Origin of the sequence: Klebsiella quasivariicola, from assembly GCF_002269255.1 — a bacterium.
Lineage (GTDB): Bacteria > Pseudomonadota > Gammaproteobacteria > Enterobacterales > Enterobacteriaceae > Klebsiella > Klebsiella quasivariicola.
In genome coordinates this window covers 2,287,090-2,308,779 of record NZ_CP022823.1, presented here as the reverse complement: position 1 = coordinate 2,308,779, position 21,690 = coordinate 2,287,090, and the positions used below count along the sequence as shown (strand labels likewise).

The window sequence follows — 21,690 nt, the reverse complement described above, 5'->3', positions numbered from 1 at the left end:
CTTAATAGACTGAGCGCGAAATCGTAACCGGAAATATTATGACCACTCGCCAGCCACCAGCGTATGCACATTAAAGGCGTCGCTCATGGATTGTCCGGTAGTATGGGAACCGGGGGCAATATTCGAACCGGCTTCAACATCGGTAGCTTTGGCAATGCCAATCTGCGTATGATCCTGGTTGCCAGACGGCGGAACGGGCGTAGCGGCTGACGCGCCAAAGGAAAGCACGCACAGCGCCAGGGCTGCGATGGTAAATTGTGTCTTTTTCATGATGTTTATTCTCTTATTACGGAAGACATACCGGATAACGTCACCACCCGGTTAGTGTCTGTTAGTATAGATCCAGATCACATATTTGTCCGTCGAATATTTAGCTTTTTGTGTCAAATAGAATGAATATTTGTCAGCAAAGCTGATAATAATGGAGAAAAAATGGAGGACAATTTGTTTTTATAAAAACTAAAACAAATGGTCAGAAAAAATAATGTCACTTATTGTTAAATCTAAAACGAACAGGCCGGCAAAGCCGGCCTGAAAATATTACATTTTATACCCGAGGGACAGCGAGGTCCGACGGTCGGTATGTTCCGGCGCAGACGAAGGCGGCGCGGAGTTCCAGGTGACGTTGTAGGCAACCTTCAGAGCGAAATGGGCGTTAATCGCCACGTTTAATGCGCTCTCAGAGTTGACCGTGGTGTCCTCAGCGCCAAACACTGATACCCCTTGCGTAAATTTCGCGTTATCAGTCATCTGCCAGGCCCAGGTGCCGGAGGCGTATCCCAGCGGCTGGGTGTCCGTATCCCCGTCAGTATACTCGTCATAGCGGACGCCAGGACCGAATTCAAACCGCAGACTGTGCACCGGACCATTAAGGATCTGCCGACCATAGCCCGCCGTCAGGACATCGCGCTGCTGATAGCCGTTGTAGCGGTCGGTTAGCCAGCTTCCCTGACCAAAAACGTAGTTCATGTCGGTCAGGTTATAACGGCTACGTCCCCCAACAGCATATTTTTCTGAGGATCGTTCATCGTTGGAGGAGGTATTGCTGGCGTTGCCCCACAGCGACCAGGCGGTGGTATTGCCATACCAGGTCAGGGTGGAATCGGCCGTCATCGAAGAGTTCTTGGTGTTGCCGGACTGCGCCAGGTAGCCTGCGTTAACCACCCCTTCGAACGGTTTTTTGGCAGCGGAAGGGTCATCCATGACGGTAAATACAGAATCATCGGCCAATGCGCCAACAGACGCAAAAAGCCCCCCCGCCAGCATAACCGCTGCGGGTACTGTCTTTAAAAGCTTCATTATAACTCTCTAAAATACATTTTTTAGGACAGTACAAATGATGAACAGGCATAAGCTTGCCGGCTCATTGAATTTAGCGTCCGTACAACATAAAAGAGACCTGAGGGTCTCGGAAACTTTCGCGAGGATCGCGGAGTGCAGGTCCTAAGAAAGGTAGCAAATTATAAAAAAGCACGAATAACATAGCAATCACTTACTCTTTCGTTTTTTGAATAAGACAGCTCCGGAAACAATCTTTATTTCATAATGAAAATGGAGGCTTCTTTGCAAATCTCTCAGGAACGGCACTTCCCCTCCCTGAGCCATCGTGCCATGCTTAAATAAAATACAGTCACCGTATTAAGGAGGAGAAGGAATGACCAAAATTTATACGCTCACGCTGGCCCCCTCGCTGGATAGTGCCACGCAGACCCCGCAAATCTACCCGGAAGGGAAACTCCGCTGCAGCGCCCCGGTATTTGAGCCTGGCGGTGGCGGGATCAACGTCGCCCGCGCCGTGACCTTTCTTGGCGGTAAAGCCACGGCCATTTTTCCGATTGGCGGCGCCACCGGCGAGCATCTTGCTGCTCTGCTGGCCGATGAGCAGGTTCCGGTCGAGACCGTCGAAACCCGCGACTGGACGCGGCAAAACCTGCACGTCCACGTGGCGGCCAGCGGCGAACAGTATCGCTTCGTTATGCCCGGCGCGGCGCTGACGGACGATGAATTCCGCCGTCTGGAAGAGAAAGTCCTGACCATCGAACCCGGCTCTCTGCTGGTGGTCAGCGGCAGCCTGCCGCCAGGTATCAGCGTGGAAAACCTGATGCAACTGGTGAAAAATGCGCAACAGCAGGGGCTGCGCTGCATCATCGACAGCTCCGGTGATGCGCTGGCCGCCGCGCTGGACGTCGGTAATATTGAGCTGGTGAAACCGAACCAGAAAGAGCTTAGCGCCCTTGTGCAGCGCGATCTCAGCCAACCCGATGATGTTCGCCTCGCCGCTCAGTCATTGATCCAGTCCGGTAAAGTACGTCGGGTAGTCGTTTCACTCGGTCCGCAGGGGGCGTTAGGTGTTGACGCCAGCGGCAGCGTTCAGGTGGTACCGCCGCCGATGAAAAGTCAGAGCACCGTGGGCGCCGGCGACAGCATGGTGGGCGCCATGACCCTGCGTCTGGCGGAAAACGCCAGCCTCGAAGACATGGTACGCTTTGGCGTCGCTGCCGGTAGCGCCGCGACCATCAACCAGGGTACCCGCCTCTGCTCGCAGGCCAATACGCAAAAAATCTACGATTATCTCTGCGGGCGTTGATCTTCCCCGACCCCTCCGCGCCGCGGAGGGGAACCACGATATTGGCAGGATGGTCTATGCTGGAAAGGCCATGCATAACAACGGGGTGTAAAGATGAGCAATGAGATTACCGCCTGGGTCGTCAGCGTGATCTTCCACGAGCAGGCGCTGACGGAGATCAACGAGGTCAGCAACCATTTTACCCGCGCCGGGTTTGTACTGACCCTCAATGATGAAGAGGGCACTCCCCATGAGCTGGGTACTAACACCTTTGGTCTGTTGAGCGCCCAGGAGGCAGAGGAAGTGCAGGCCCTCAGCGCAGGGCTGGCGGAATCGGCCCTTGGCCGCCCGGCAGAGATCACCGTCAGCACATTCGCCGAGTGGTTAAAAGCTCAATAAGTGCGTTTAGCGCAACGGAAAGCGTCAGTTGTGCGTCAGTTCCAGGTTTACCCGGTAGTAATGCGCTAACCTTATGATATGGTGGAAAACATGGGGAGAGACAGCATGTGGCAAGCAATCAGTACTCTTTTACGCGATTGGCATACCGATGACGCTGAAATCGAACTGAAAACCGAGCTGCCCGGCGGAGAGATCCATTCCGCCTGGCATTTACGCTTCGGCGGTAAAGATTACTTCGTGAAATGCGACGAACGGGAACTCCTGCCTATCTTCACCGCCGAGGCCGATCAGCTTGAGCTGCTGTCGCGAAGCAAAACCGTTCGCATACCGCAGGTCTTCGCCGTCGGCAGCGATCGTGACTACAGCTTTGTGGTCATGGAGTATCTCCCTCCCCGACCGCTGGACGCGCATAATGCATTCCTGCTTGGCCAGCAGTTAGCCCACCTCCATCAGTGGAGCGATCAGCCGCAGTTCGGTCTGGATTTTGATAACGATCTTTCCACCACGCCACAGCCCAACGCCTGGCAACGCCGATGGTCGGTGTTCTTTGCCGAGCAGCGAATCGGCTGGCAGCTGGAGCTGGCGGCGGAGAAAGGCCTGCACTTTGGCAATATCGATACCTTAGTCGACGTGGTACAGCAGCGACTGGCCAACCATCAGCCGCAGCCGTCGTTGCTGCATGGGGACCTGTGGTCAGGTAACTGCGCTTTAGGACCGGATGGCCCCTATATTTTCGATCCCGCTTGCTACTGGGGCGACCGTGAGTGCGATTTAGCCATGTTGCCGATGCATCCGGAGCAGCCCCCGCAGATCTACGACGGCTATCAGTCCGTCTCGCCGCTGCCGTCAGGTTTTCTCGACCGTCAGCCGATCTATCAGCTCTATACGTTGTTGAACCGGGCGATTTTGTTCGGTGGCCAGCACCTGGTGACGGCCCAGCAGGCGCTGGACGATGTATTAATGGAAAAAACGCGTTAGGCAATAATGTTCACGGCGGACGTCCCGGTCCGCCGTGGTTCATTATCAGTTAATCTCGACGCCGTTCAGACGGAATTTGATGGTCATTGTCACGCCGGTTCCCGGTCTTGCCTGCTCATAACGCCATCTGCGCATCGCGCTTTTCACTTCGCGCTCGAACATATTCGCCGGCTGAGCAGAGAGGATCTGCAGATTATCAATGCGACCATCAGGCGTAACGTCAAACTTCACCCGCACCGTTCCTTCAATGCGCAGCGCCTGGGCGCGTGCCGGATAGGTCGGCTGGACACGGCTGATCGCCCGCGGGCCGCTTGGGGCAGTGACCGTGGGTTTGGCCGCTGCGGTCGAGGTGCTCGGTGCGGTACGTGCCGGCGTCGTATTGTTGTTTTCAAACGGCGAGGCCGGACGCGGCTCCGCTGCCGGCTTCACGTCCCGCTTCGGCTGCTCAACCTTTTTCTCTGGCTTTGGCTTGGGTTTAGGTTTGGGCTTCGGCTTAGGTTCCGGTTTATGGATCACCACCGGCGCCTCTTTCGGTGGTTCAGGTACCACCTCAGGTTCAGGCTCAGGTTCGGGTTCAACAACGGGCTCCACGACTGGCTGCGCCGCCGGGGGCGGCTCAAGATCGGCCGGCGCCACCATCGTAATCTCTATCGGCTGCGTCGGAGAAGGCTGTTCAATAACCTGATGTACCGAGGTATAAAGCAGCCCCGCCACAACGGCACCGTGGATAGCCACGGACAGCAGCGTTGGCCACGGGAAGCGGCGAGGTAAATCAAGGGTCATTGCGCTCATAGTCGTTTCTGTTGAAAAATGATGGTCCGATTTTAAATGCAAATAGCAATCATATTCAATAAGGCGTCTTAACCTGAGTCAATTTTTGCCACCATTTGCAGAAAAAAGCCGCGTCGGCAGCGCATTCAACGCCAATGTGCATCTTTGCATTGCAGTCCATCGCCGTTTCACTTAACGTAATTCGCCTGTTTATTGATAAGGAGCTTTGCCGTGCTTTACGTTATCTACGCTGAAGATATCGCCGATTCTCTGGAAAAGCGGCTGTCAGTTCGCCCCGCGCATCTTGCGCGTTTACAACTCTTACATGATGAAGGTCGGCTGCTTACCGCCGGGCCTATGCCGGCCGTTGACAGCAACGAACCGGGCGCAGCGGGATTCAGTGGCTCAACGGTGATTGCTGAGTTTGAATCGCTGGAAGCGGCTCAGGCCTGGGCCAATGACGATCCGTATATCGCCGCCGGCGTCTACCGCCAGGTCTCTGTTAAGCCGTACAAAAAAGTGTTTTGAAAATATCCTTTTTTTGTTCTGGTTAACCACACAACCAGACCAGGCTACCCGATTAAAGGGCGTATTTTGCTACATGACATTCAAATGTCGCCCTTTTTAACCGCACGGTAGCGTTGGCTGTAATCTGCCTGACATGCCCGGAAAATAGGTCCATCCCCTCTCCTGCTCCAACACCTCCGCCCTCCATGAAGGTGTACGAGCATCCCTGCTGTCCGACAGAGGCCTCTGAGAATGTTCTCTGACAGAGTAACGCGGTCTTATTCAGAATAAGCAAGCCTGGTCAATGCGAGTTGAATGACAAAAACCTTATGTGCGTCTGTTATGTATGTTCATGTATTTTATTTATCGCCTGCTTTATATGCCTGCACATCCTGATATTGCCCAATAAATTCGAAACAGAGTTGAAAGAGAAAATTACAGCGAAATGGTTTCTTACCGACAGATATTAAGCTTTAAGTAAAATCGATTAAAAAATTTGAAAAGGAATAACAAATATTTTCAATAACGATGGTCTTTTTATGGGCTACCATTCATGTACTTGAACATGCTGAGGACCTCTTTTGTGAACGCTCTGAAAAAAACCGCATTATTTTCTCTGCTTGCCTTATATATCCCGCTTTCCCAGGCTGCTGCTACGGAATATAGCCTCGATCCGCAGCATACTTCGGTTGTTATTGCCTGGAACCATTTTGGTTTTTCTAATCCCACCGCCTATATATCTGATGTTTCAGGAAAACTTTCTTTTGATAAAGAGAGCCCTGAGAAATCCTCTGTGAATGTTACTCTGCCGGTGAAAACTATCGACACTCACGTCAAGGCATTAACAGATGAATTTTTAGGCAAAGACTACTTCGATGTCAAAACATTTCCTGAGGCCACTTTCCAGAGCACCCGTGTAGTAAGTAAAGGCGGCAATAAATATGATGTTGAAGGTAATCTGACCATTAAAGGCATTACTAAACCCGTCGTACTACATGCAACGCTCAATAAGCAGGATATGCATCCTATGGTCAAAAAGCAGGCCATTGGATTTGATGCCACCGGGGTCATTAAACGTTCCGACTTCAAACTGGATAAATATGTACCGGCGGTGAGTGATAACGTGACCATCACGTTATCCACTGAAGCCTACGCCCAATAAGTTTACGCTCGGGTGATGGCGTGATTTTATTGAAGACTGATATTCCGCAGGCAATGTAAAATCAACACAGGTTTTGAATATCAGTCCATGCTGTTTATCGGTTAGTGGATATCGCGACAGGAACAGGCTCTGCAGATAATCACTAAGCATGTATAGCATAAATAGAGATCTGGCGGAGAGGGAAACGGCTACGGCACCGCGTGCGGTGCCGTCTGTCAGCTTGCTTAACTCTCGGGGAAGATAAACAGCAGAGCATGGCGCTGCCGTTTTACCAGTCCCTTCCTGATAGCAAGGATCCGCATATTGCGGCGCGATTGGGCTTCCAGCCAGCGCGCTTTACGGCGATTCACCTGTCTCAGCATGCGCCAGCGCCCTACTTCCGTTCTACTACGCTTCATTGCAACGACTCTACGAGTGAAAACAGCCTCCATTATAAACCTCTGCCAGCAACTGACTACCGCTTTCGCTGCGTTTTTATTTGCCAGAAAAATACTGATGCGTAAACTCATCACATAACGTCATTCAAAAGGATTTTACATCTATGACAACCTTTTACACGGTGGTGAACTGGCTGGTCATTCTGGGGTACTGGCTGTTGATCGCCGGTGTAACATTACGAATTCTAATGAAACGCCGCGCTGTCCCGTCCGCTATGGCATGGCTGTTGATCATTTATATCCTGCCGCTGGTGGGGATCATCGCCTATCTCTCCTTCGGTGAACTGCATTTGGGCAAACGCCGGGCTGAACGCGCCAGAGCGATGTGGCCCTCCACGGCCAAGTGGTTAAACGACCTCAAGGCCTGCAAACATATCTTCGCGGAAGATAACAGCCCGGTGGCCGAATCCCTGTTCAAGCTATGCGAACGGCGTCAGGGGATTGGTGGCGTCAAAGGCAACCAGCTGCAATTGCTGACGGAATCTGATGACGTGATGCAGGCTCTGATCCGCGATATTCAGCTGGCCCGTCACAATATAGAGATGGTCTTTTATATCTGGCAGCCCGGCGGCATGGCCGACAGCGTCGCCGAGTCGCTGATGGCGGCCGCCCGCCGTGGGGTTCACTGCCGGTTAATGCTCGACTCTGCGGGCAGTGTGGCTTTTTTCCGCAGCCCATGGGCAGCGATGATGCGCAATGCCGGCATTGAAGTGGTCGAGGCTCTCAAAGTGAACCTGATGCGTGTGTTCCTGCGCCGGATGGACCTGCGTCAGCACCGCAAAATGGTGATGATCGATAACTATATCGCCTACACCGGCAGTATGAATATGGTCGATCCGCGCTACTTTAAACAGGACTCGGGGGTTGGACAATGGATTGACCTGATGGCGCGGATGGAGGGCCCGGTGGCTACTTCCATGGGCATCGTCTACTCCTGCGACTGGGAAATCGAAACCGGAAAGCGCATTCTGCCACCGCCGCCGGACGTCAATATCATGCCGTTCGAAGAGGCCAGCGGACATACTATCCACACTATCGCTTCCGGCCCGGGCTTCCCGGAAGACCTTATCCATCAGGCGCTCCTCACCGCCGCCTACGCGGCGAAAGAGCATCTGATAATGACTACGCCCTACTTCGTTCCCAGCGACGATCTGTTGCACGCGATCTGTACCGCTGCTCAGCGCGGTGTCGACGTGAGCATTATTTTGCCGCGCAAGAACGATTCGCTGCTGGTGGGCTGGGCCAGCCGGGCCTTTTTCACCGAGCTGCTGGCCGCCGGGGTCAAAATTTATCAGTTTGAAGGCGGACTGTTGCATACCAAGAGCGTGCTGGTCGATGGCGAACTGAGCCTGGTGGGAACCGTCAACCTGGATATGCGCAGCCTGTGGCTCAACTTCGAGATCACGCTGGTCATCGATGACGCCGGTTTCGGCAGCGATCTGGCGGCGGTTCAGGATGACTATATCTCGCGCTCGCGCCTGCTGGATGCCCGTCGCTGGTTAAAACGTCCCCTGTGGCAGCGGATCGCCGAGCGACTGTTTTACTTCTTCAGTCCGTTGCTGTAAAACGTGCCCATCAGATACCGAATGAGTAGCAATCATGGATATGGATTTAAACAACCGCCTGACTGAAGACGAAACGCTTGAGCAGGCTTACGATATCTTTCTCGAACTGGCGGCCGATAACCTCGACCCGGCGGACATCATTCTGTTTAACCTGCAGTTTGAGGAGCGCGGCGGTGCCGAGCTGTTTGACCCTTCCGCAGACTGGGAAGAGCATGTGGATTACGATCTGAACCCGGATTTCTTCGCTGAAGTGGTGATTGGCCTGGCGGATACCGACGGTGGGGAAATCAATGATATCTTCGCCCGCGTGCTTCTGTGCCGCGAAAAAGATCATAAGCTGTGTCATATTCTGTGGCGTGAATAACGCTCATCGCCTGAGTAAAAGCCTGCCGCGGTCTTCCCGGCAGGCTTTTTTTATGTTTTATGCCACCAGCTTACTTCGGTAACGCATGACCGCAGGCGTGGCAAAAACGGGCGTTATCATCATGTTCACCCTGCCGGCACTGCGGGCATAAGCGATGCTGACGCCGACGGTTCAGGGCGCTGGTCATATGGGTAGTGATGAGCCCGGTCGGAATAGCGATGATGGAATAGCCAATCAGGATGAGTATTGAGGCCAGAATGCGGCCCAGTGGAGTGTGCGGGGTAATATCGCCGTAGCCGACGGTGGTGATGGTCACAATGGCCCAGTAGACCGAGGCATTGAGTGTGGTAAAGCCGTATTGTGGTCCTTCAATCAGATACATGAGCGAGCCAAAAATGACCATCACAATGGCAATAAACGAATAGAACAGAATCAGCTGATGGCGGGCGCTGACGATAGCCCGCCAGAATACGTTCAGCGAAGGCATAAAGCGCAACAGTTTGAGGATACGCAGCGCGCGGATCGCCCGCATTGCTCGCCAGGCAAAGACATAATTCAGGCTAATCTCCGGCCATAGCCACATTACGTACAGCGGTAGAATCGTCGCCAGATCAATCAACCCCCAAAAGCTGAAAATATAGTGGAGCGGATTGGGCCAGGTGGCGATACGCAGCAGGTACTCTACGGTAAAGACCGCGGTCACCAGCAGCTCCAGCCAGACAAAAATATGCCATTCGTCTAATGTCAGATGATATTGCGTGCCCAGCCCCGATTCGATAAATATCACCAGCACGCTGAGCAAAGCGAAAAGTCCGCACAGTCCTTCAAAGCGGCGGCCGGAACGTCGGTTCTGATCGAAAAGTAAATGATAAAGCCGCAGACGAGCGGCAGAAAGCATACCCACTTCGTTAACCTCGCAAAGAAAAGGGCTGACCTGCGTCAGCCCCTGAGATTATAACGGGTCTACCTTCAGGCAGGAAACCGCATGGCGGAAACTGCCCTCCAGCACCGGGCGGGTTTTGGCGCACTCTGGCCCGGCAAGCGGGCAGCGGGTGCGGAAGACACAGCCCGACGGCGGGTTAATGGGTGAAGGTAACTCCCCCTCCAGCAACTGGATGGTTTTGGTTTTCTCGAGGTCCGGGTCGGGGATCGGCACCGCCGACATCAGCGCTTTGGTGTAGGGATGCAGCGGATTGTGGTACACCTCGTCGTAAGTGCCCAGCTCCACCGCATGACCCAGATACATCACCAGGACGCGATCGGAGATATGTTTAACCACCGCCAGATCGTGGGCAATAAATATCAGCGACAGCCCCATTTCACGCTGCAACTGCTGCAGCAGATTGACCACCTGCGCCTGAATCGACACATCAAGCGCGGAGACTGGTTCATCGCAGATAATCAGCTTTGGCTCAAGAATTAACGCCCGCGCGATACCGATGCGCTGGCACTGACCGCCGGAGAACTCATGCGGATAACGGTTGATCAGGTTCGGCAGCAGCCCGACCTTCATCATCATTGCTTTGACGCGATCGCGCACTTCCTGACGGGGCATCTTCGGATGATAGGTACGCAGCGGTTCGGCGATAATTTCGCCGATAGTCATGCGCGGGTTCAGCGAAGCCAGCGGATCCTGGAAGATCATCTGAATATCGCTACGCACCTCGCGCCACTCTTCCGGCTTCATGCCCAGCAGATCTTTACCCAACCAGGCCACTTTGCCATCGGTCGCTTTCACCAGGCCAATAATGGCGCGGGCGAAGGTTGATTTACCGCAGCCGGACTCCCCCACCACGCCGAGGGTTTCCCCCTCATAAAGACGCAGCGTCACGCCATCCACCGCTTTCAGCGTTTTCGACGGCTGCCAGAACCACTGTTTGCCATCTTTGATATCGAAGTGCACCTTCAGGTCGGCAATCTCGAGCAGGACTTTTCGTTGTTCAGTTACGGCGTTCATAGCAGATCCCCCACCGGTTTAAAGCAGGCGCGCAGGCGGCCTGGCGCGAACGACTCCAGCGGCGGTGCGCTGCTGCACTGCTCCATGGCGTGCGGGCAGCGCGGCTGGAATGGACAGCCTTTCGGCAATCGCAGCAGGTTTGGCGGGTTGCCAGGGATAGTTAACAACGCATCGCCCTCGGCATCCAGACGAGGAACTGCATTCAACAGGCCAATGGAGTATGGATGCGACGGTTGATAGAAAACATCGCGCGCCTGACCGTACTCCATGGTGCGCCCGGCGTACATCACCAGCACTTTATCGCAGATCCCCGCTACCACCCCGAGGTCGTGGGTGATCATGATGATGGCCGTATTGAATTCGCGTTTAAGCTCATTCAACAGCGTCATGATCTGCGCTTGCACGGTGACGTCCAGCGCGGTGGTGGGTTCATCCGCGATCAGCAGCCGCGGCCGGCACAGCAGCGCCATGGCAATCATCACGCGCTGGCGCATCCCGCCGGAGAATTCATGCGGGAACATCTTCATGCGCTTACGCGCTTCCGGCATTTTTACCGCATCGAGCATCTTCACCGACTCTTCAAACGCCTCGGCTTTGCTCAGTCCTTTGTGCAACATCAGGACTTCCATGAGCTGCTCGCCCACCCGCATATACGGGTTAAGAGAGGTCATCGGATCCTGGAAAATCATTGAGATTTGCTCGGCGCGCAGTTTATTCAGCTCGCGCTCCGGCAGATTCAGGATTTGCCGACCGTTAAAGGTGGCGGATCCTCCGATACGGCCGTTGGCCGCCAGCAGTCCCATCAGGGCGAAGGCGGTTTGCGATTTACCGGAGCCAGATTCGCCCACAATGCCAAGCGTCTCGCCCGCCTGCAGGGTGAAGTTCAGGTCATTGACGGCGGTGACATCGCCATCCGGCGTTTTAAAGGTGACGCGAAGATCTTTCACGTCCAGCAGCAGGCCGCTGTGACTCTGCGCTTGCGGCGCCTTTGCCGTTTCAATCATAGTCATGGCAGCGCTCCTTAGCGGTCTTTCGGGTCGAGGGCATCACGCAGACCATCGCCGATAAAGTTAAAACAAAACAGGGTCACCACCAGGAAACCTGCCGGGAACAGCAGCAGCCAGGGCGAGACTTCCATGGAGTTAGCGCCATCGCTGAGCAAGGCTCCCCAGCTGCTGAGCGGCTCTTGCGTTCCCAGTCCGAGAAAGCTGAGGAAGGATTCGAAAAGGATCATGCTGGGAACCAGCAGCGAGGCATATACCACCACCACCCCCAGCACGTTGGGGACGATATGGCGCAGCACGATGCTGGCCGTGGAGACGCCACCGACCTGCGCGGCTTCGATAAACTCTTTACGCTTCAGGCTCAAGGTCTGTCCGCGCACGATACGCGCCATATCCAGCCAGGAAACCATGCCGATGGCCACGAAGATCAACAGAATGTTCTGACCAAAAAAGGTGACCAGCAGGATAACGAAGAACATAAACGGGAAGGAGTTGAGGATCTCCAGCAGACGCATCATCACCGAATCTACTTTGCCGCCGAGATAACCGGAAAGCGAACCATAGAGCGTGCCGAGGATCACTGCTACCAGCGCCGCGGCCACCCCGACCATCAGCGAAATACGTCCGCCGATCGCCACGCGCACCAGCAGATCGCGTCCGGAGGAGTCAGTTCCGAAGTAGTGGCCTGAGGCCATATCCGGGGGGTTAGACATCATGCCCCAGTCGGTATCGAAGTAGGAGAACGACGACACCATCGGCGCCAGGGTAACGAACAGTGCAATAAGCACCAGCATAATCAGGCTGGTCACCGCAGCGCGGTTATGCATAAAGCGGCGACGCGCGTCCTGCCAGAGGCTGCGCCCTTCCACTTCCAGCTTCTCACTGAAGTTTTCCAGCGCCTCGCTATTTTTCTTACTTAACATCATGGCGAACTCCGGCTTCAGTAGCGAATCTTCGGATCGATAACGGCGTACAGCACGTCAACGATGGCGTTGAACAGGATAGTCAGGGCGCCCACCAGGATAGTCAGACTCAGCACCAGCGAGTAGTCGCGGTTAAGTGCCCCGTTAACGAACAGCTGACCGATCCCCGGCAGGCCGTAAATGGTTTCGATGACCATTGAGCCGGTAATGATGCCCACGAAAGCCGGCCCCATATAGGAGAGCACCGGCAGCAATGCCGGCTTCAGCGCATGGCGGAAAATAATGCGGCGCATCGGCAGCCCTTTCGCCCGCGCGGTGCGGATAAAGTTAGAGTGCAGGACTTCAATCATCGAGCCGCGAGTGATACGCGCAATACTGGCGATATAAGCCAGAGAGAGCGCCACCATCGGCAGGATCATAAATTTCAGCGCCCCACCGTTCCAGCCGCCGCCCGGTAGCCAGTGCAGCGTAATAGCAAAGATCATCACCAGCAGCGGCGCCACCACAAAGCTCGGGATAACCACGCCGGTCATGGCTACCCCCATCACGGCATAGTCCCAGCGGGTATTTTGCTTCAGAGCGGCTATCACCCCGGCGGCAACACCGATCACCACCGCCAGGAAAAAGGCAGCGAAGCCCAGTTTCGCCGACACCGGGAAGCTGGCCGCCACCAGATCGTTGACCGAATAATCTTTGTATTTAAAGGAGGGACCAAAATCGCCATGCGCCAGCTGCTTCAGATAATTGAAGTACTGCGTCATGATGGGATCGTTTAAATGGTATTTTGCTTCAATATTCGCCATGACTTCAGGCGGTAGCGTACGTTCCCCGGTAAAAGGACTTCCCGGAGCCAGACGCATCATGAAGAATGAGATGGTAATAAGAATAAATAGCGTCGGAATCGCTTCCAGACAGCGACGTAAGATAAATTTTAACATTGCCCGTACCTTCTGGCGTGTGCCTTTGCACTGCTCTCAAATAAGACACGATGGAGCGAGCAAAGACCCGCTCCACGTATTGCCATTAATGTTTGATAACGTAAAGATCTTTGGTATAGACGTTATCCATCGGGTCTTTACCGGTGTAGCCCCCTACCCACGGTTTCACCAGGCGGGCGTTGACGTAGTAATAGACCGGTACGATCGCGCTGTCTTTGTCCAGCTGCTGTTCCGCTTTCGCATAGGCTGCCGTGCGCTGCGCTTCATCTGACGCTTTTACGGATTCAGCCATAATTTTATCGAACGCCGGGCTCTTATAGTGCGCGGTATTCATTGAGCTGTCAGAGAGCATGGTGTTCAGGAAGGAGGTTGGCTCGTTATAGTCGGCGCACCAGCCCGCGCGCGCCACGTCATAGGTGCCCTGATGACGAGTATCGAGGAACGTTTTCCACTCCTGATTGACCAGCTTCACGTCAATGCCCAGGTTTTTACGCCACAGCGAGGCGGCGGCAATCGCCAGCTTCTTGTGCAGATCAGAGGTGTTATACAGCAGGTTGAAGGTTAACGGTTTATCTGCGGTATAGCCGGCTTCGGCCAGCAGTTTCTTCGCTTCTTCATTACGTTTTTCCTGCGACCAGGTAAACCATTCCGGCTCGCTCAGTTTCGCGCCATCGGTATACGGCGGCGTGTAACCATAGGCCGGCAGATCGCCCTGACCTTTCACCTTGTTAGCAATGATGTCGCGGTCCAGACCCAGCTTCAGCGCGGTACGCACGCGTACGTCGGTGAACGGCGCTTTCTGGTTGTTGATTTCGTAATAATAGGTACACAGATACGGGTCAACGTGCAGCTCGTTGGGGATCTCTTTTTTCAGCTTCTGGAAGAGTTCGATCGGCAGCTGGTTATAGGTCATGTCCAGTTCACCACTGCGATAGCGGTTAACATAGGTCACTTCGGAAGAGGTCGGCAGCCAGGTCACGGTGTTGATAACGGTTTTGGCATTATCCCAGTAGTGCGGGTTGCGCTCCATGACAATACGTTCGTTGACCACCCAGTCTTTCAGAGTATACGCGCCATTGGTGACGATATTGCCAGGCTGTGTCCACTTCTCGCCAAATTTTTCAATGGCCGGTTTGTAGACAGGAGACATCGCCGGGTTAACCAGCAGTTTGTAAAAATAGGGAACCGGCTCGCTGAGAGTGACTTCCAGGGTGTGGTCATCAATGGCTTTTACGCCCAGCTCGCCTGGCGCTTTCTTGCCGTCGATGATTTCGTCAACATTGAGGATATGACCATACTGCGGGTAGCTGGCATAGGGAGACGCTGTTTTCGGGTCCACCAGACGCTGCCAGCTATAAACGAAGTCCTGGGCAGTCACCGGCTCGCCGTTAGACCATTTTGCATCTTTACGCAGATGGAAGGTCCAGACTTTAAAATCTTTATTATCCCAGCTCTCCGCCACCCCAGGGATCGGGTGGCCATCTTTCGGCGAGGTATTCAACAAACCTTCGAACAGATCGCGGCTAATATTCGCCTCGGGGACCCCTTCAATTTTATTCGGGTCCAGCGATTGCGGCTCGGCGCCGCTATTTCGCACCAGCGTTTGCTTATCTGCCAACTGCACACCGGCCGGGACATCCGCTGCCATAGCCATATTGCCGGCGATCAGTGCGGATAGCACTCCCGCGGCGATCAAACGTTTTTTAGTGATGATGGTCATTGTGTTGTAACTCCAGTCATTATAATTACTGGTTTTTTAACCAGCCTGTTTTTCCCCGTTTTCGGGATCTGTCCAACGCAGGAGTTTGCGGTTGGCAGATTGCTATCACCGACTTATTTATTACGACCGCTCGATTGGCAGTCTTGACGTCGATTCGTTGCCCTCGCTGGAGGGTCGTTCTGGCGAAATGAGTTAATTAAAAATAATTCTCATTTACGCATATCATTCAGCAGACGATAACGGCGGAAAGTATCAAAAGGTAAACACCTCCGCCAATGCAATTTGCAAATATGTTACCGGATTCTCTTTTATTGCCCGTTTTGCTATCGACACAGGGTGTTGCCACATGCCATAAATATAAAAATATCATTATTAATCATATAAATATGATATTTGCAGCGACCAGCAGAACGGGATCAGGCAAAAAGATGGTTTTTTGTACAAAAATTTAACAAAAGGTTACTTTTTAGCACATTCATCTACAGCCTTGTTAAAATTACTAATATCATTTCAATGATCCGACAGCAAGTGCCAGAGAATGATGTGAGGAAAATAACATCTCCGTGGGGAAAAGCGCGAGCAGAAGACAAAGAGAAATGTTTCATATGTAAATGAAAAATATGAAATTACAGACATCATTGCAAAACATTATCCCGGCAGCGGAATTCGCTTTCATCAATAGGTTTTGCTAATAATCGCGCAGGCGTGAACGCGAACCGTCACGCCTGCATGGCGAATAACTAGTTAAGCAGCCCCGGGAAAAGAGCTTTAATACCGGTCACAATGAACTCGATACCGAGCGCCATCAGCAGCAAGCCCATGATACGAGTGATGACGTTAATCCCCGTTTGCCCTAACAGACGCACCAGCCAGGGCGCCATACGGAATATGCCCCAGCAGCAGAGGGCAAAAACGGCAATCGCCAGAGAAAAGCCGAGCAGGTGCACCCATGAGTGATAGCGGGTTCCCCAAACGATGGTGGAACTGATTGCCCCCGGCCCGGCCATTAGCGGTAGCGCAAGCGGCACGACACCGATACTCTCCCGAACCGCCGTCTCTGACTTCTCCTGCTTGTTCTGTTTATCTTCACCGAGCTTGCCGCTTATCATCGACATCGCAATAGTGACCACCAGGATCCCACCAGCGATGCGGAAGGAATCGATGGAAATACCAAAAATTTGCAGAATGCCATCCCCCAGAAACAATGATGTCAGAAGGATGATCGCCACCGACAGGTTAGCCGTCAGATTGGTCTTATTCCGCACTGCTGCCGGTTGGTAGCTCGTCATACTAATGAACACCGGAATAATGCCGACCGGGTTGACCAACGCAAATAAGCCGATGAAAAATTTAAAATATGCAGAAAAATCGAACAAAGATTGAGTCACATTGGGCTCCGCAGCATCATCAAAATTGGCGGTTGACTGTTATCAGCATAAGATAACTGCGCGAAACATACGCTTTTTGCCTGCAATATTCATTATAAATATGCATAACCCGGTGATATGTATCGAATGTTGGATATATGTGTATTTAATGCTAACTATTTCTTTAATTTCAAAACCCTCCCATTACACTTGATTGAATCGGTTAAAAAGCAGCCAGCTGAAAGGTATCAGCTACGCCAATATTTGATCTAAATCACGTATTTTGTACTCAGAAGTGAGTAATCTTGATGACACCAACAGAGTGGAAGGCAGCAGTACCTGACAGAGAAAGAGACAAAGCTTTTTTAGTAAATCGGTAAAACAGCACCCTGATTTTTCTACATAAACATTTACATGCAAGCTGTTAACAGCCTGTCTATAATGTCGAATCGAGCAACTGATTTACTAAAAAAGTTTAACATTATCAGGAGAGCATTATGGCTGTTACTAATATCGCTGAACTGAACGCGCTTGTTGAGCGTGTCAAGAAAGCCCAGCGTGAATATGCCAGTTTCACTCAAGAACAAGTCGACAAAATCTTCCGTGCAGCCGCTCTGGCCGCCGCAGATGCTCGAATCCCTCTCGCTAAAATGGCCGTTGCCGAATCCGGAATGGGTATCGTAGAAGACAAAGTGATCAAAAACCACTTCGCTTCTGAATATATCTACAACGCCTATAAAGATGAAAAGACCTGTGGCGTCCTGTCAGAAGACGACACTTTTGGTACCATCACTATCGCTGAACCTATCGGTATCATTTGCGGTATCGTACCGACCACTAACCCGACTTCCACAGCCATCTTCAAATCGCTCATTAGCCTGAAGACCCGTAACGCCATCATCTTCTCTCCGCATCCGCGTGCTAAAGAAGCCACCAACAAAGCCGCTGACATCGTGCTGCAGGCTGCCATCGCTGCCGGTGCGCCAAAAGACCTGATTGGCTGGATCGATCAGCCGTCTGTTGAGCTGTCTAACGCCCTGATGCACCACCCGGACATCAACCTGATCCTCGCGACCGGTGGTCCAGGCATGGTGAAAGCAGCATACAGCTCCGGTAAACCTGCTATCGGTGTTGGTGCCGGTAACACGCCGGTAGTAATCGATGAAACTGCAGACATCAAACGCGCCGTAGCATCCGTACTGATGTCTAAAACCTTCGATAACGGCGTTATCTGTGCTTCTGAGCAGTCTGTTGTTGTGGTTGATTCTGTTTATGACGCGGTTCGCGAACGTTTCGCCAGCCACGGCGGTTACCTGCTGCAAGGTAAAGAACTGAAAGCTGTTCAGGATATCATTCTGAAAAATGGCGCGCTGAACGCCGCTATCGTTGGTCAGCCAGCGGCGAAAATCGCTGAACTGGCAGGCTTTACTGTTCCGGCCTCCACCAAAATTCTGATCGGTGAAGTGACCAACGTTGACGAAAGCGAACCGTTTGCTCACGAAAAACTGTCGCCGACGCTGGCTATGTACCGTGCGAAAGATTTCGAAGATGCAGTAGCCAAAGCGGAAAAACTGGTTGCCATGGGCGGTATCGGTCACACCTCTTGCCTGTACACCGACCAGGATAACCAGCCGGCTCGCGTGGCTTACTTTGGCCAGATGATGAAAACCGCACGTATCCTGATCAACACCCCAGCATCTCAGGGTGGTATCGGTGACCTGTACAACTTCAAACTCGCGCCTTCCCTGACTCTGGGTTGTGGTTCCTGGGGTGGTAACTCCATCTCTGAAAACGTTGGTCCGAAACACCTGATCAACAAGAAAACCGTTGCTAAGCGAGCTGAAAACATGTTGTGGCACAAACTTCCGAAATCGATCTACTTCCGTCGTGGCTCTCTGCCAATCGCACTGGATGAAGTGATTACTGATGGTCACAAACGCGCGCTGATCGTGACTGACCGCTTCCTGTTCAACAACGGCTATGCCGATCAGATCACTTCCGTACTGAAAGCAGCGGGTGTTGAAACTGAAGTCTTCTTCGAAGTTGAAGCTGACCCGACGCTGACTATCGTACGTAAAGGTGCCGACCTGGCGAACTCCTTTAAACCAGACGTGATCATCGCGCTGGGTGGTGGTTCCCCGATGGATGCCGCGAAAATCATGTGGGTCATGTACGAACATCCGGAAACGCACTTCGAAGAACTGGCGCTGCGCTTTATGGATATCCGTAAACGTATCTACAAGTTCCCGAAAATGGGTGTTAAAGCGAAGATGGTGGCGATCACCACTACCTCCGGTACCGGTTCTGAAGTGACACCGTTTGCTGTGGTAACCGATGACGCAACAGGTCAGAAATATCCGCTGGCAGACTATGCCCTGACGCCGGATATGGCCATTGTTGACGCCAACCTGGTCATGGATATGCCGAAGTCCCTGTGTGCGTTCGGTGGTCTGGATGCCGTCACTCACGCCCTGGAAGCTTACGTTTCCGTACTGGCTTCTGAGTTCTCTGACGGCCAGGCTCTGCAGGCTCTGAAACTGCTGAAAGAGTACCTGCCGGCCTCTTACCACGAAGGTTCCAAAAACCCGGTTGCCCGTGAACGTGTACACAGTGCCGCAACTATCGCCGGTATCGCGTTTGCGAACGCCTTCCTCGGCGTGTGTCACTCCATGGCGCACAAACTGGGTTCCCAGTTCCATATTCCGCACGGTCTGGCCAACGCCCTGCTGATCTGCAACGTTATCCGCTACAACGCGAATGACAATCCGACCAAGCAGACCGCATTCAGCCAGTACGACCGTCCGCAGGCTCGTCGTCGTTACGCCGAAATCGCTGACCACCTGGGTCTGTCCGCACCGGGCGACCGTACCGCAGCGAAAATCGAGAAACTGCTGGCATGGCTGGAAAGCATTAAAGCTGAGCTGGGTATTCCGAAATCTATCCGCGAAGCTGGCGTTCAGGAAGCTGACTTCCTGGCCCACGTTGATAAGCTGTCTGAAGATGCATTCGACGACCAGTGCACCGGCGCTAACCCGCGCTACCCGCTGATCTCCGAACTGAAACAGATTCTGCTGGATACCTACTATGGCCGCGAATTCGTCGAAGGCGAAGCTGGGGTGAAAGCAGAAGTCGCTCCGGTTAAAGCTGAGAAAAAAGCGAAAAAATCCGCTTAATCGACAGCGTAAATACGCTAAAAGCCTCATCCTCGGATGGGGCTTTTTTTATGCCAGTCATCAGCCACGGTTTTACCACAAAGTAGCCGCTGGCTGGCTTATCGCAGGCAAAAAAAGGCGCCCACGGGCGCCTGTATGAGCTTCTGAGCGTATTAGCAGGGACGGTGCTGGTTTTGTACCTGAGTTAACGACCCAACGCTTAGCGCCTCTTTATAGTGCTTACGACAAACTGAGACGTATCGTTCATTACCGCCGATGACCACCTGCTCGCCCTCATTATAAGGACGTCCTTCCTGATCAAGACGCAGCACCATGCTGGCCTTCCGGCCACAGAAACAAATGGTTTTCAGTTCCACCAGTTTATCGGACCAGGCCAGTAAATATTGGCTGCCGGTAAAAAGCTCGCCGCGAAAGTCTGTGCGCAGGCCGTAACAAAGCACCGGAATATCGAGCATATCGACAACTTCGGACAGCTCATGAACTTGTTCGCGCGTCAGAAACTGGCTTTCGTCCACCAGCACACAGTGAATCGGCTTCAGCTTGTGCTCTGCCGCGATATCGTTAAATAAGGACGTCTGCGGGTTATACAAGCGGGCTGGGGAGGAGAGACCAATACGCGAGCTGACTTTGCCAGCGCCAAATCGGTCGTCAATCTCAGCGGTATAAACGACGGTACGCATCCCCCGCTCCTGGTAATTGTACGAAGATTGCAACAGAGCGGTCGACTTACCTGCATTCATTGCAGAGTAGTAGAAATAAAGTTGTGCCATCGGCTGCGTGACCCCAATCAATGTGTTTTATCGCGGCGGCGATTGTACCATATTTTATGCGCTCAGCCGCCCTTTCAGCAGGGGTATTGTCGCGGCGCTGAAGGGCCTGGAAAGTGAAAGGATTATGGAGATTAATTGAATTTGCAGGGCCATTATTTGTTCGTATCGCTATGCTACCAGCAAGGTAACCATTGTCTTTTCGTGCTTATAGCCCCGCAGGACAAGGGCTATAAGCCTGGATGCACACTGTTTTATATTAAGGGGCGTAACCAAAAATGCGCTAATACTGAGGCGGCATATTTACCCAGGTAAAGTATAATTTTTCTCCCTAAACCTCAAAAAAAGCATACTGCCTCAGTGTTTTAGCTGGGGTTCCTCGCATCGCTATAAGCAGGAAAGATGTGAAGCGACACGGGAATTTTAACTTAAATTAATTAATTCCCGCGACAAATAACCAGTAATTTTGAATTCCTTACATTCTCCCCTATTGCACAACGCAATTTATCGCTCTATTATTAGTTCAACAAACCACCCCACAATATAAGTTTGAGATTACTACAATGAGCGAAGCACTTAAAATTTTGAACAACATCCGTACTCTTCGTGCGCAGGCAAGAGAATGCACCCTGGAAACGCTCGAAGAAATGCTGGAAAAATTAGAAGTCGTCGTTAACGAGCGCCGTGAAGAAGAAAACGCTGCTGCGGCGGAAATTGAAGAACGTACGCGTAAGCTGCAGCAATACCGCGAAATGCTGATTGCTGACGGTATTGATCCGAATGAACTGCTGAGCACCATGGCTGCCGTTAAAGCCGGTACCAAAACCAAGCGTGCTGCGCGTCCGGCTAAATATAGCTATGTAGACGAAAACGGCGAAACCAAAACCTGGACCGGCCAGGGTCGTACTCCGGCAGTGATCAAAAAAGCAATGGACGAACAAGGCAAATCACTGGACGATTTCCTGATCTAATCTTCATTGCTGCTATATAAAAATCCCGCTGCGGCGGGATTTTTTTTGCCTTGAGTACCAATATAAAAAAACCGGGAGTCGCTGACGCGCTCCCGGCTTTGGGCTTTCAACCGCGCGGTAG

Annotated in this window: 22 protein-coding genes and 1 pseudogene; 10 read left to right on the top strand and 13 right to left on the bottom strand. The window is 52.7% G+C overall.

Translation table 11 applies throughout. The features are described 5' to 3' along the window. Window positions 1-36: 36 nt before the first annotated feature. Complete coding sequence (locus B8P98_RS11505; protein WP_025712034.1) at window positions 37-270, bottom strand: YdgH/BhsA/McbA family protein; 234 nt, start codon at window positions 268-270, stop codon at window positions 37-39. A gap of 270 nt (window positions 271-540) precedes the next feature. Further along, window positions 541-1,299, bottom strand: a complete 759-nt coding sequence (locus tag B8P98_RS11500) for a DUF481 domain-containing protein (protein WP_025712033.1) — start codon at window positions 1,297-1,299, stop codon at window positions 541-543. 355 nt (window positions 1,300-1,654) lie between these two features. Between B8P98_RS11500 and pfkB the strand changes: the two genes are divergently transcribed. The 3 genes from pfkB (at window position 1,655) to B8P98_RS11485 (ending at window position 3,943) form a co-directional block, all read left to right on the top strand. Beyond that, window positions 1,655-2,587, top strand: coding sequence for a 6-phosphofructokinase II (pfkB, locus tag B8P98_RS11495; protein ID WP_025712032.1), 933 nt, complete (start codon window positions 1,655-1,657; stop codon window positions 2,585-2,587). 93 nt (window positions 2,588-2,680) lie between these two features. After that, the gene (gene ghoS / locus B8P98_RS11490; protein WP_080896704.1) at window positions 2,681-2,965 is read left to right on the top strand and encodes a type V toxin-antitoxin system endoribonuclease antitoxin GhoS; all 285 of its coding nucleotides are present in this window, start codon (window positions 2,681-2,683) and stop codon (window positions 2,963-2,965) included. A gap of 105 nt (window positions 2,966-3,070) precedes the next feature. Next, complete coding sequence (locus B8P98_RS11485) at window positions 3,071-3,943, top strand: fructosamine kinase family protein (RefSeq protein WP_080896703.1); 873 nt, start codon at window positions 3,071-3,073, stop codon at window positions 3,941-3,943. 45 nt (window positions 3,944-3,988) lie between these two features. Here B8P98_RS11485 and tonB read toward each other — a convergent pair whose 3' ends face one another. Continuing rightward, the gene (gene tonB / locus B8P98_RS11480) at window positions 3,989-4,735 is read right to left on the bottom strand and encodes a TonB system transport protein TonB (protein ID WP_025712029.1); all 747 of its coding nucleotides are present in this window, start codon (window positions 4,733-4,735) and stop codon (window positions 3,989-3,991) included. Window positions 4,736-4,945: 210 nt separating this feature from the next. On the opposite strand from tonB, the gene B8P98_RS11475 reads away from it, so the two are divergent. Both B8P98_RS11475 and B8P98_RS11470 read left to right on the top strand, forming a co-directional pair. Next, window positions 4,946-5,242: a YciI family protein gene (locus B8P98_RS11475; RefSeq protein WP_002910042.1), complete on the top strand. Its 297-nt coding sequence runs from the start codon at window positions 4,946-4,948 to the stop codon at window positions 5,240-5,242. A 492-nt stretch (window positions 5,243-5,734) separates the two neighbouring features. Further along, window positions 5,735-6,383: pseudogene (locus B8P98_RS11470) on the top strand (YceI family protein). Window positions 6,384-6,607: 224 nt separating this feature from the next. Here the strand turns inward: B8P98_RS11470 and B8P98_RS30455 are convergent. Then, entirely contained in the window at window positions 6,608-6,781 is a 174-nt protein-coding gene (locus tag B8P98_RS30455; protein ID WP_132312360.1) for a YciY family protein, read from the bottom strand. A 143-nt stretch (window positions 6,782-6,924) separates the two neighbouring features. Here B8P98_RS30455 and cls point away from each other — a divergent pair, with 143 nt between their 5' ends. Continuing rightward, window positions 6,925-8,385: a cardiolipin synthase gene (cls, locus tag B8P98_RS11460; RefSeq protein ID WP_004203158.1), complete on the top strand. Its 1,461-nt coding sequence runs from the start codon at window positions 6,925-6,927 to the stop codon at window positions 8,383-8,385. Between the two features lie 34 nt (window positions 8,386-8,419). Continuing rightward, window positions 8,420-8,749 carry an HI1450 family dsDNA-mimic protein gene (locus tag B8P98_RS11455; protein WP_002910079.1) on the top strand — a complete coding sequence of 110 codons (330 nt, stop codon included), beginning with the start codon at window positions 8,420-8,422 and terminating at the stop codon, window positions 8,747-8,749. Between the two features lie 70 nt (window positions 8,750-8,819). Here B8P98_RS11455 and B8P98_RS11450 read toward each other — a convergent pair whose 3' ends face one another. The 8 genes from B8P98_RS11450 to B8P98_RS30865 form a co-directional block, all read right to left on the bottom strand. After that, a complete protein-coding gene (locus B8P98_RS11450; protein ID WP_025712026.1) occupies window positions 8,820-9,647 on the bottom strand; it encodes an ion transporter in 828 nt (275 codons plus the stop codon). Window positions 9,648-9,701: 54 nt separating this feature from the next. Then, window positions 9,702-10,706 carry a murein tripeptide/oligopeptide ABC transporter ATP-binding protein OppF gene (gene oppF / locus B8P98_RS11445; protein WP_025712025.1) on the bottom strand — a complete coding sequence of 335 codons (1,005 nt, stop codon included), beginning with the start codon at window positions 10,704-10,706 and terminating at the stop codon, window positions 9,702-9,704. After that, window positions 10,703-11,716, bottom strand: coding sequence for an ABC transporter ATP-binding protein (oppD, locus tag B8P98_RS11440; RefSeq protein WP_004151853.1), 1,014 nt, complete (start codon window positions 11,714-11,716; stop codon window positions 10,703-10,705). The genes oppF and oppD overlap by 4 nt, the downstream gene beginning before the upstream one ends. A gap of 11 nt (window positions 11,717-11,727) precedes the next feature. After that, window positions 11,728-12,636 (bottom strand): oligopeptide ABC transporter permease OppC, encoded by a 909-nt coding sequence (oppC, locus tag B8P98_RS11435; RefSeq protein ID WP_025712024.1) that lies wholly within the window; start codon window positions 12,634-12,636, stop codon window positions 11,728-11,730. A gap of 14 nt (window positions 12,637-12,650) precedes the next feature. Beyond that, window positions 12,651-13,571 carry an oligopeptide ABC transporter permease OppB gene (gene oppB / locus B8P98_RS11430; RefSeq protein WP_080896702.1) on the bottom strand — a complete coding sequence of 307 codons (921 nt, stop codon included), beginning with the start codon at window positions 13,569-13,571 and terminating at the stop codon, window positions 12,651-12,653. 85 nt (window positions 13,572-13,656) lie between these two features. After that, a complete protein-coding gene (gene oppA / locus B8P98_RS11425) occupies window positions 13,657-15,291 on the bottom strand; it encodes an oligopeptide ABC transporter substrate-binding protein OppA (RefSeq protein WP_025712022.1) in 1,635 nt (544 codons plus the stop codon). Window positions 15,292-16,031: 740 nt separating this feature from the next. Then, window positions 16,032-16,679, bottom strand: coding sequence for a YchE family NAAT transporter (locus B8P98_RS11420; RefSeq protein WP_025712020.1), 648 nt, complete (start codon window positions 16,677-16,679; stop codon window positions 16,032-16,034). A gap of 231 nt (window positions 16,680-16,910) precedes the next feature. After that, window positions 16,911-17,078, bottom strand: coding sequence for a hypothetical protein (locus B8P98_RS30865; RefSeq protein WP_051459233.1), 168 nt, complete (start codon window positions 17,076-17,078; stop codon window positions 16,911-16,913). 77 nt (window positions 17,079-17,155) lie between these two features. Between B8P98_RS30865 and adhE the strand changes: the two genes are divergently transcribed. Beyond that, the gene (gene adhE / locus B8P98_RS11415) at window positions 17,156-19,831 is read left to right on the top strand and encodes a bifunctional acetaldehyde-CoA/alcohol dehydrogenase (RefSeq protein WP_025712019.1); all 2,676 of its coding nucleotides are present in this window, start codon (window positions 17,156-17,158) and stop codon (window positions 19,829-19,831) included. Window positions 19,832-19,983: 152 nt separating this feature from the next. Here the strand turns inward: adhE and tdk are convergent, their stop codons facing one another. Next, on the bottom strand, window positions 19,984-20,601 hold the full coding sequence (tdk, locus tag B8P98_RS11410) for a thymidine kinase (protein ID WP_025712018.1): 618 nt from the start codon (window positions 20,599-20,601) through the stop codon (window positions 19,984-19,986). 7 nt (window positions 20,602-20,608) lie between these two features. Between tdk and B8P98_RS30860 the strand changes: the two genes are divergently transcribed. Both B8P98_RS30860 and hns read left to right on the top strand, forming a co-directional pair. Further along, a complete protein-coding gene (locus B8P98_RS30860; RefSeq protein ID WP_042929236.1) occupies window positions 20,609-20,740 on the top strand; it encodes a hypothetical protein in 132 nt (43 codons plus the stop codon). Between the two features lie 421 nt (window positions 20,741-21,161). Further along, window positions 21,162-21,569 carry a histone-like nucleoid-structuring protein H-NS gene (hns, locus tag B8P98_RS11405; RefSeq protein WP_002910103.1) on the top strand — a complete coding sequence of 136 codons (408 nt, stop codon included), beginning with the start codon at window positions 21,162-21,164 and terminating at the stop codon, window positions 21,567-21,569. Window positions 21,570-21,690: the final 121 nt, after the last annotated feature.

Coding starts and splice junctions, on each gene's coding strand:
- B8P98_RS11505 (WP_025712034.1), bottom strand. CDS start 270: ATGAAAAAGACACAATTTACCATCGCAGCCCTGGCGCTGTGCGTGCTT.
- B8P98_RS11500 (WP_025712033.1), bottom strand. CDS start 1,299: ATGAAGCTTTTAAAGACAGTACCCGCAGCGGTTATGCTGGCGGGGGGG.
- pfkB (WP_025712032.1), top strand. CDS start 1,655: ATGACCAAAATTTATACGCTCACGCTGGCCCCCTCGCTGGATAGTGCC.
- ghoS (WP_080896704.1), top strand. CDS start 2,681: ATGAGCAATGAGATTACCGCCTGGGTCGTCAGCGTGATCTTCCACGAG.
- B8P98_RS11485 (WP_080896703.1), top strand. CDS start 3,071: ATGTGGCAAGCAATCAGTACTCTTTTACGCGATTGGCATACCGATGAC.
- tonB (WP_025712029.1), bottom strand. CDS start 4,735: ATGAGCGCAATGACCCTTGATTTACCTCGCCGCTTCCCGTGGCCAACG.
- B8P98_RS30455 (WP_132312360.1), bottom strand. CDS start 6,781: ATGAAGCGTAGTAGAACGGAAGTAGGGCGCTGGCGCATGCTGAGACAG.
- cls (WP_004203158.1), top strand. CDS start 6,925: ATGACAACCTTTTACACGGTGGTGAACTGGCTGGTCATTCTGGGGTAC.
- B8P98_RS11455 (WP_002910079.1), top strand. CDS start 8,420: ATGGATATGGATTTAAACAACCGCCTGACTGAAGACGAAACGCTTGAG.
- B8P98_RS11450 (WP_025712026.1), bottom strand. CDS start 9,647: ATGCTTTCTGCCGCTCGTCTGCGGCTTTATCATTTACTTTTCGATCAG.
- oppF (WP_025712025.1), bottom strand. CDS start 10,706: ATGAACGCCGTAACTGAACAACGAAAAGTCCTGCTCGAGATTGCCGAC.
- oppD (WP_004151853.1), bottom strand. CDS start 11,716: ATGACTATGATTGAAACGGCAAAGGCGCCGCAAGCGCAGAGTCACAGC.
- oppC (WP_025712024.1), bottom strand. CDS start 12,636: ATGATGTTAAGTAAGAAAAATAGCGAGGCGCTGGAAAACTTCAGTGAG.
- oppB (WP_080896702.1), bottom strand. CDS start 13,571: ATGTTAAAATTTATCTTACGTCGCTGTCTGGAAGCGATTCCGACGCTA.
- oppA (WP_025712022.1), bottom strand. CDS start 15,291: ATGACCATCATCACTAAAAAACGTTTGATCGCCGCGGGAGTGCTATCC.
- adhE (WP_025712019.1), top strand. CDS start 17,156: ATGGCTGTTACTAATATCGCTGAACTGAACGCGCTTGTTGAGCGTGTC.
- tdk (WP_025712018.1), bottom strand. CDS start 20,601: ATGGCACAACTTTATTTCTACTACTCTGCAATGAATGCAGGTAAGTCG.
- hns (WP_002910103.1), top strand. CDS start 21,162: ATGAGCGAAGCACTTAAAATTTTGAACAACATCCGTACTCTTCGTGCG.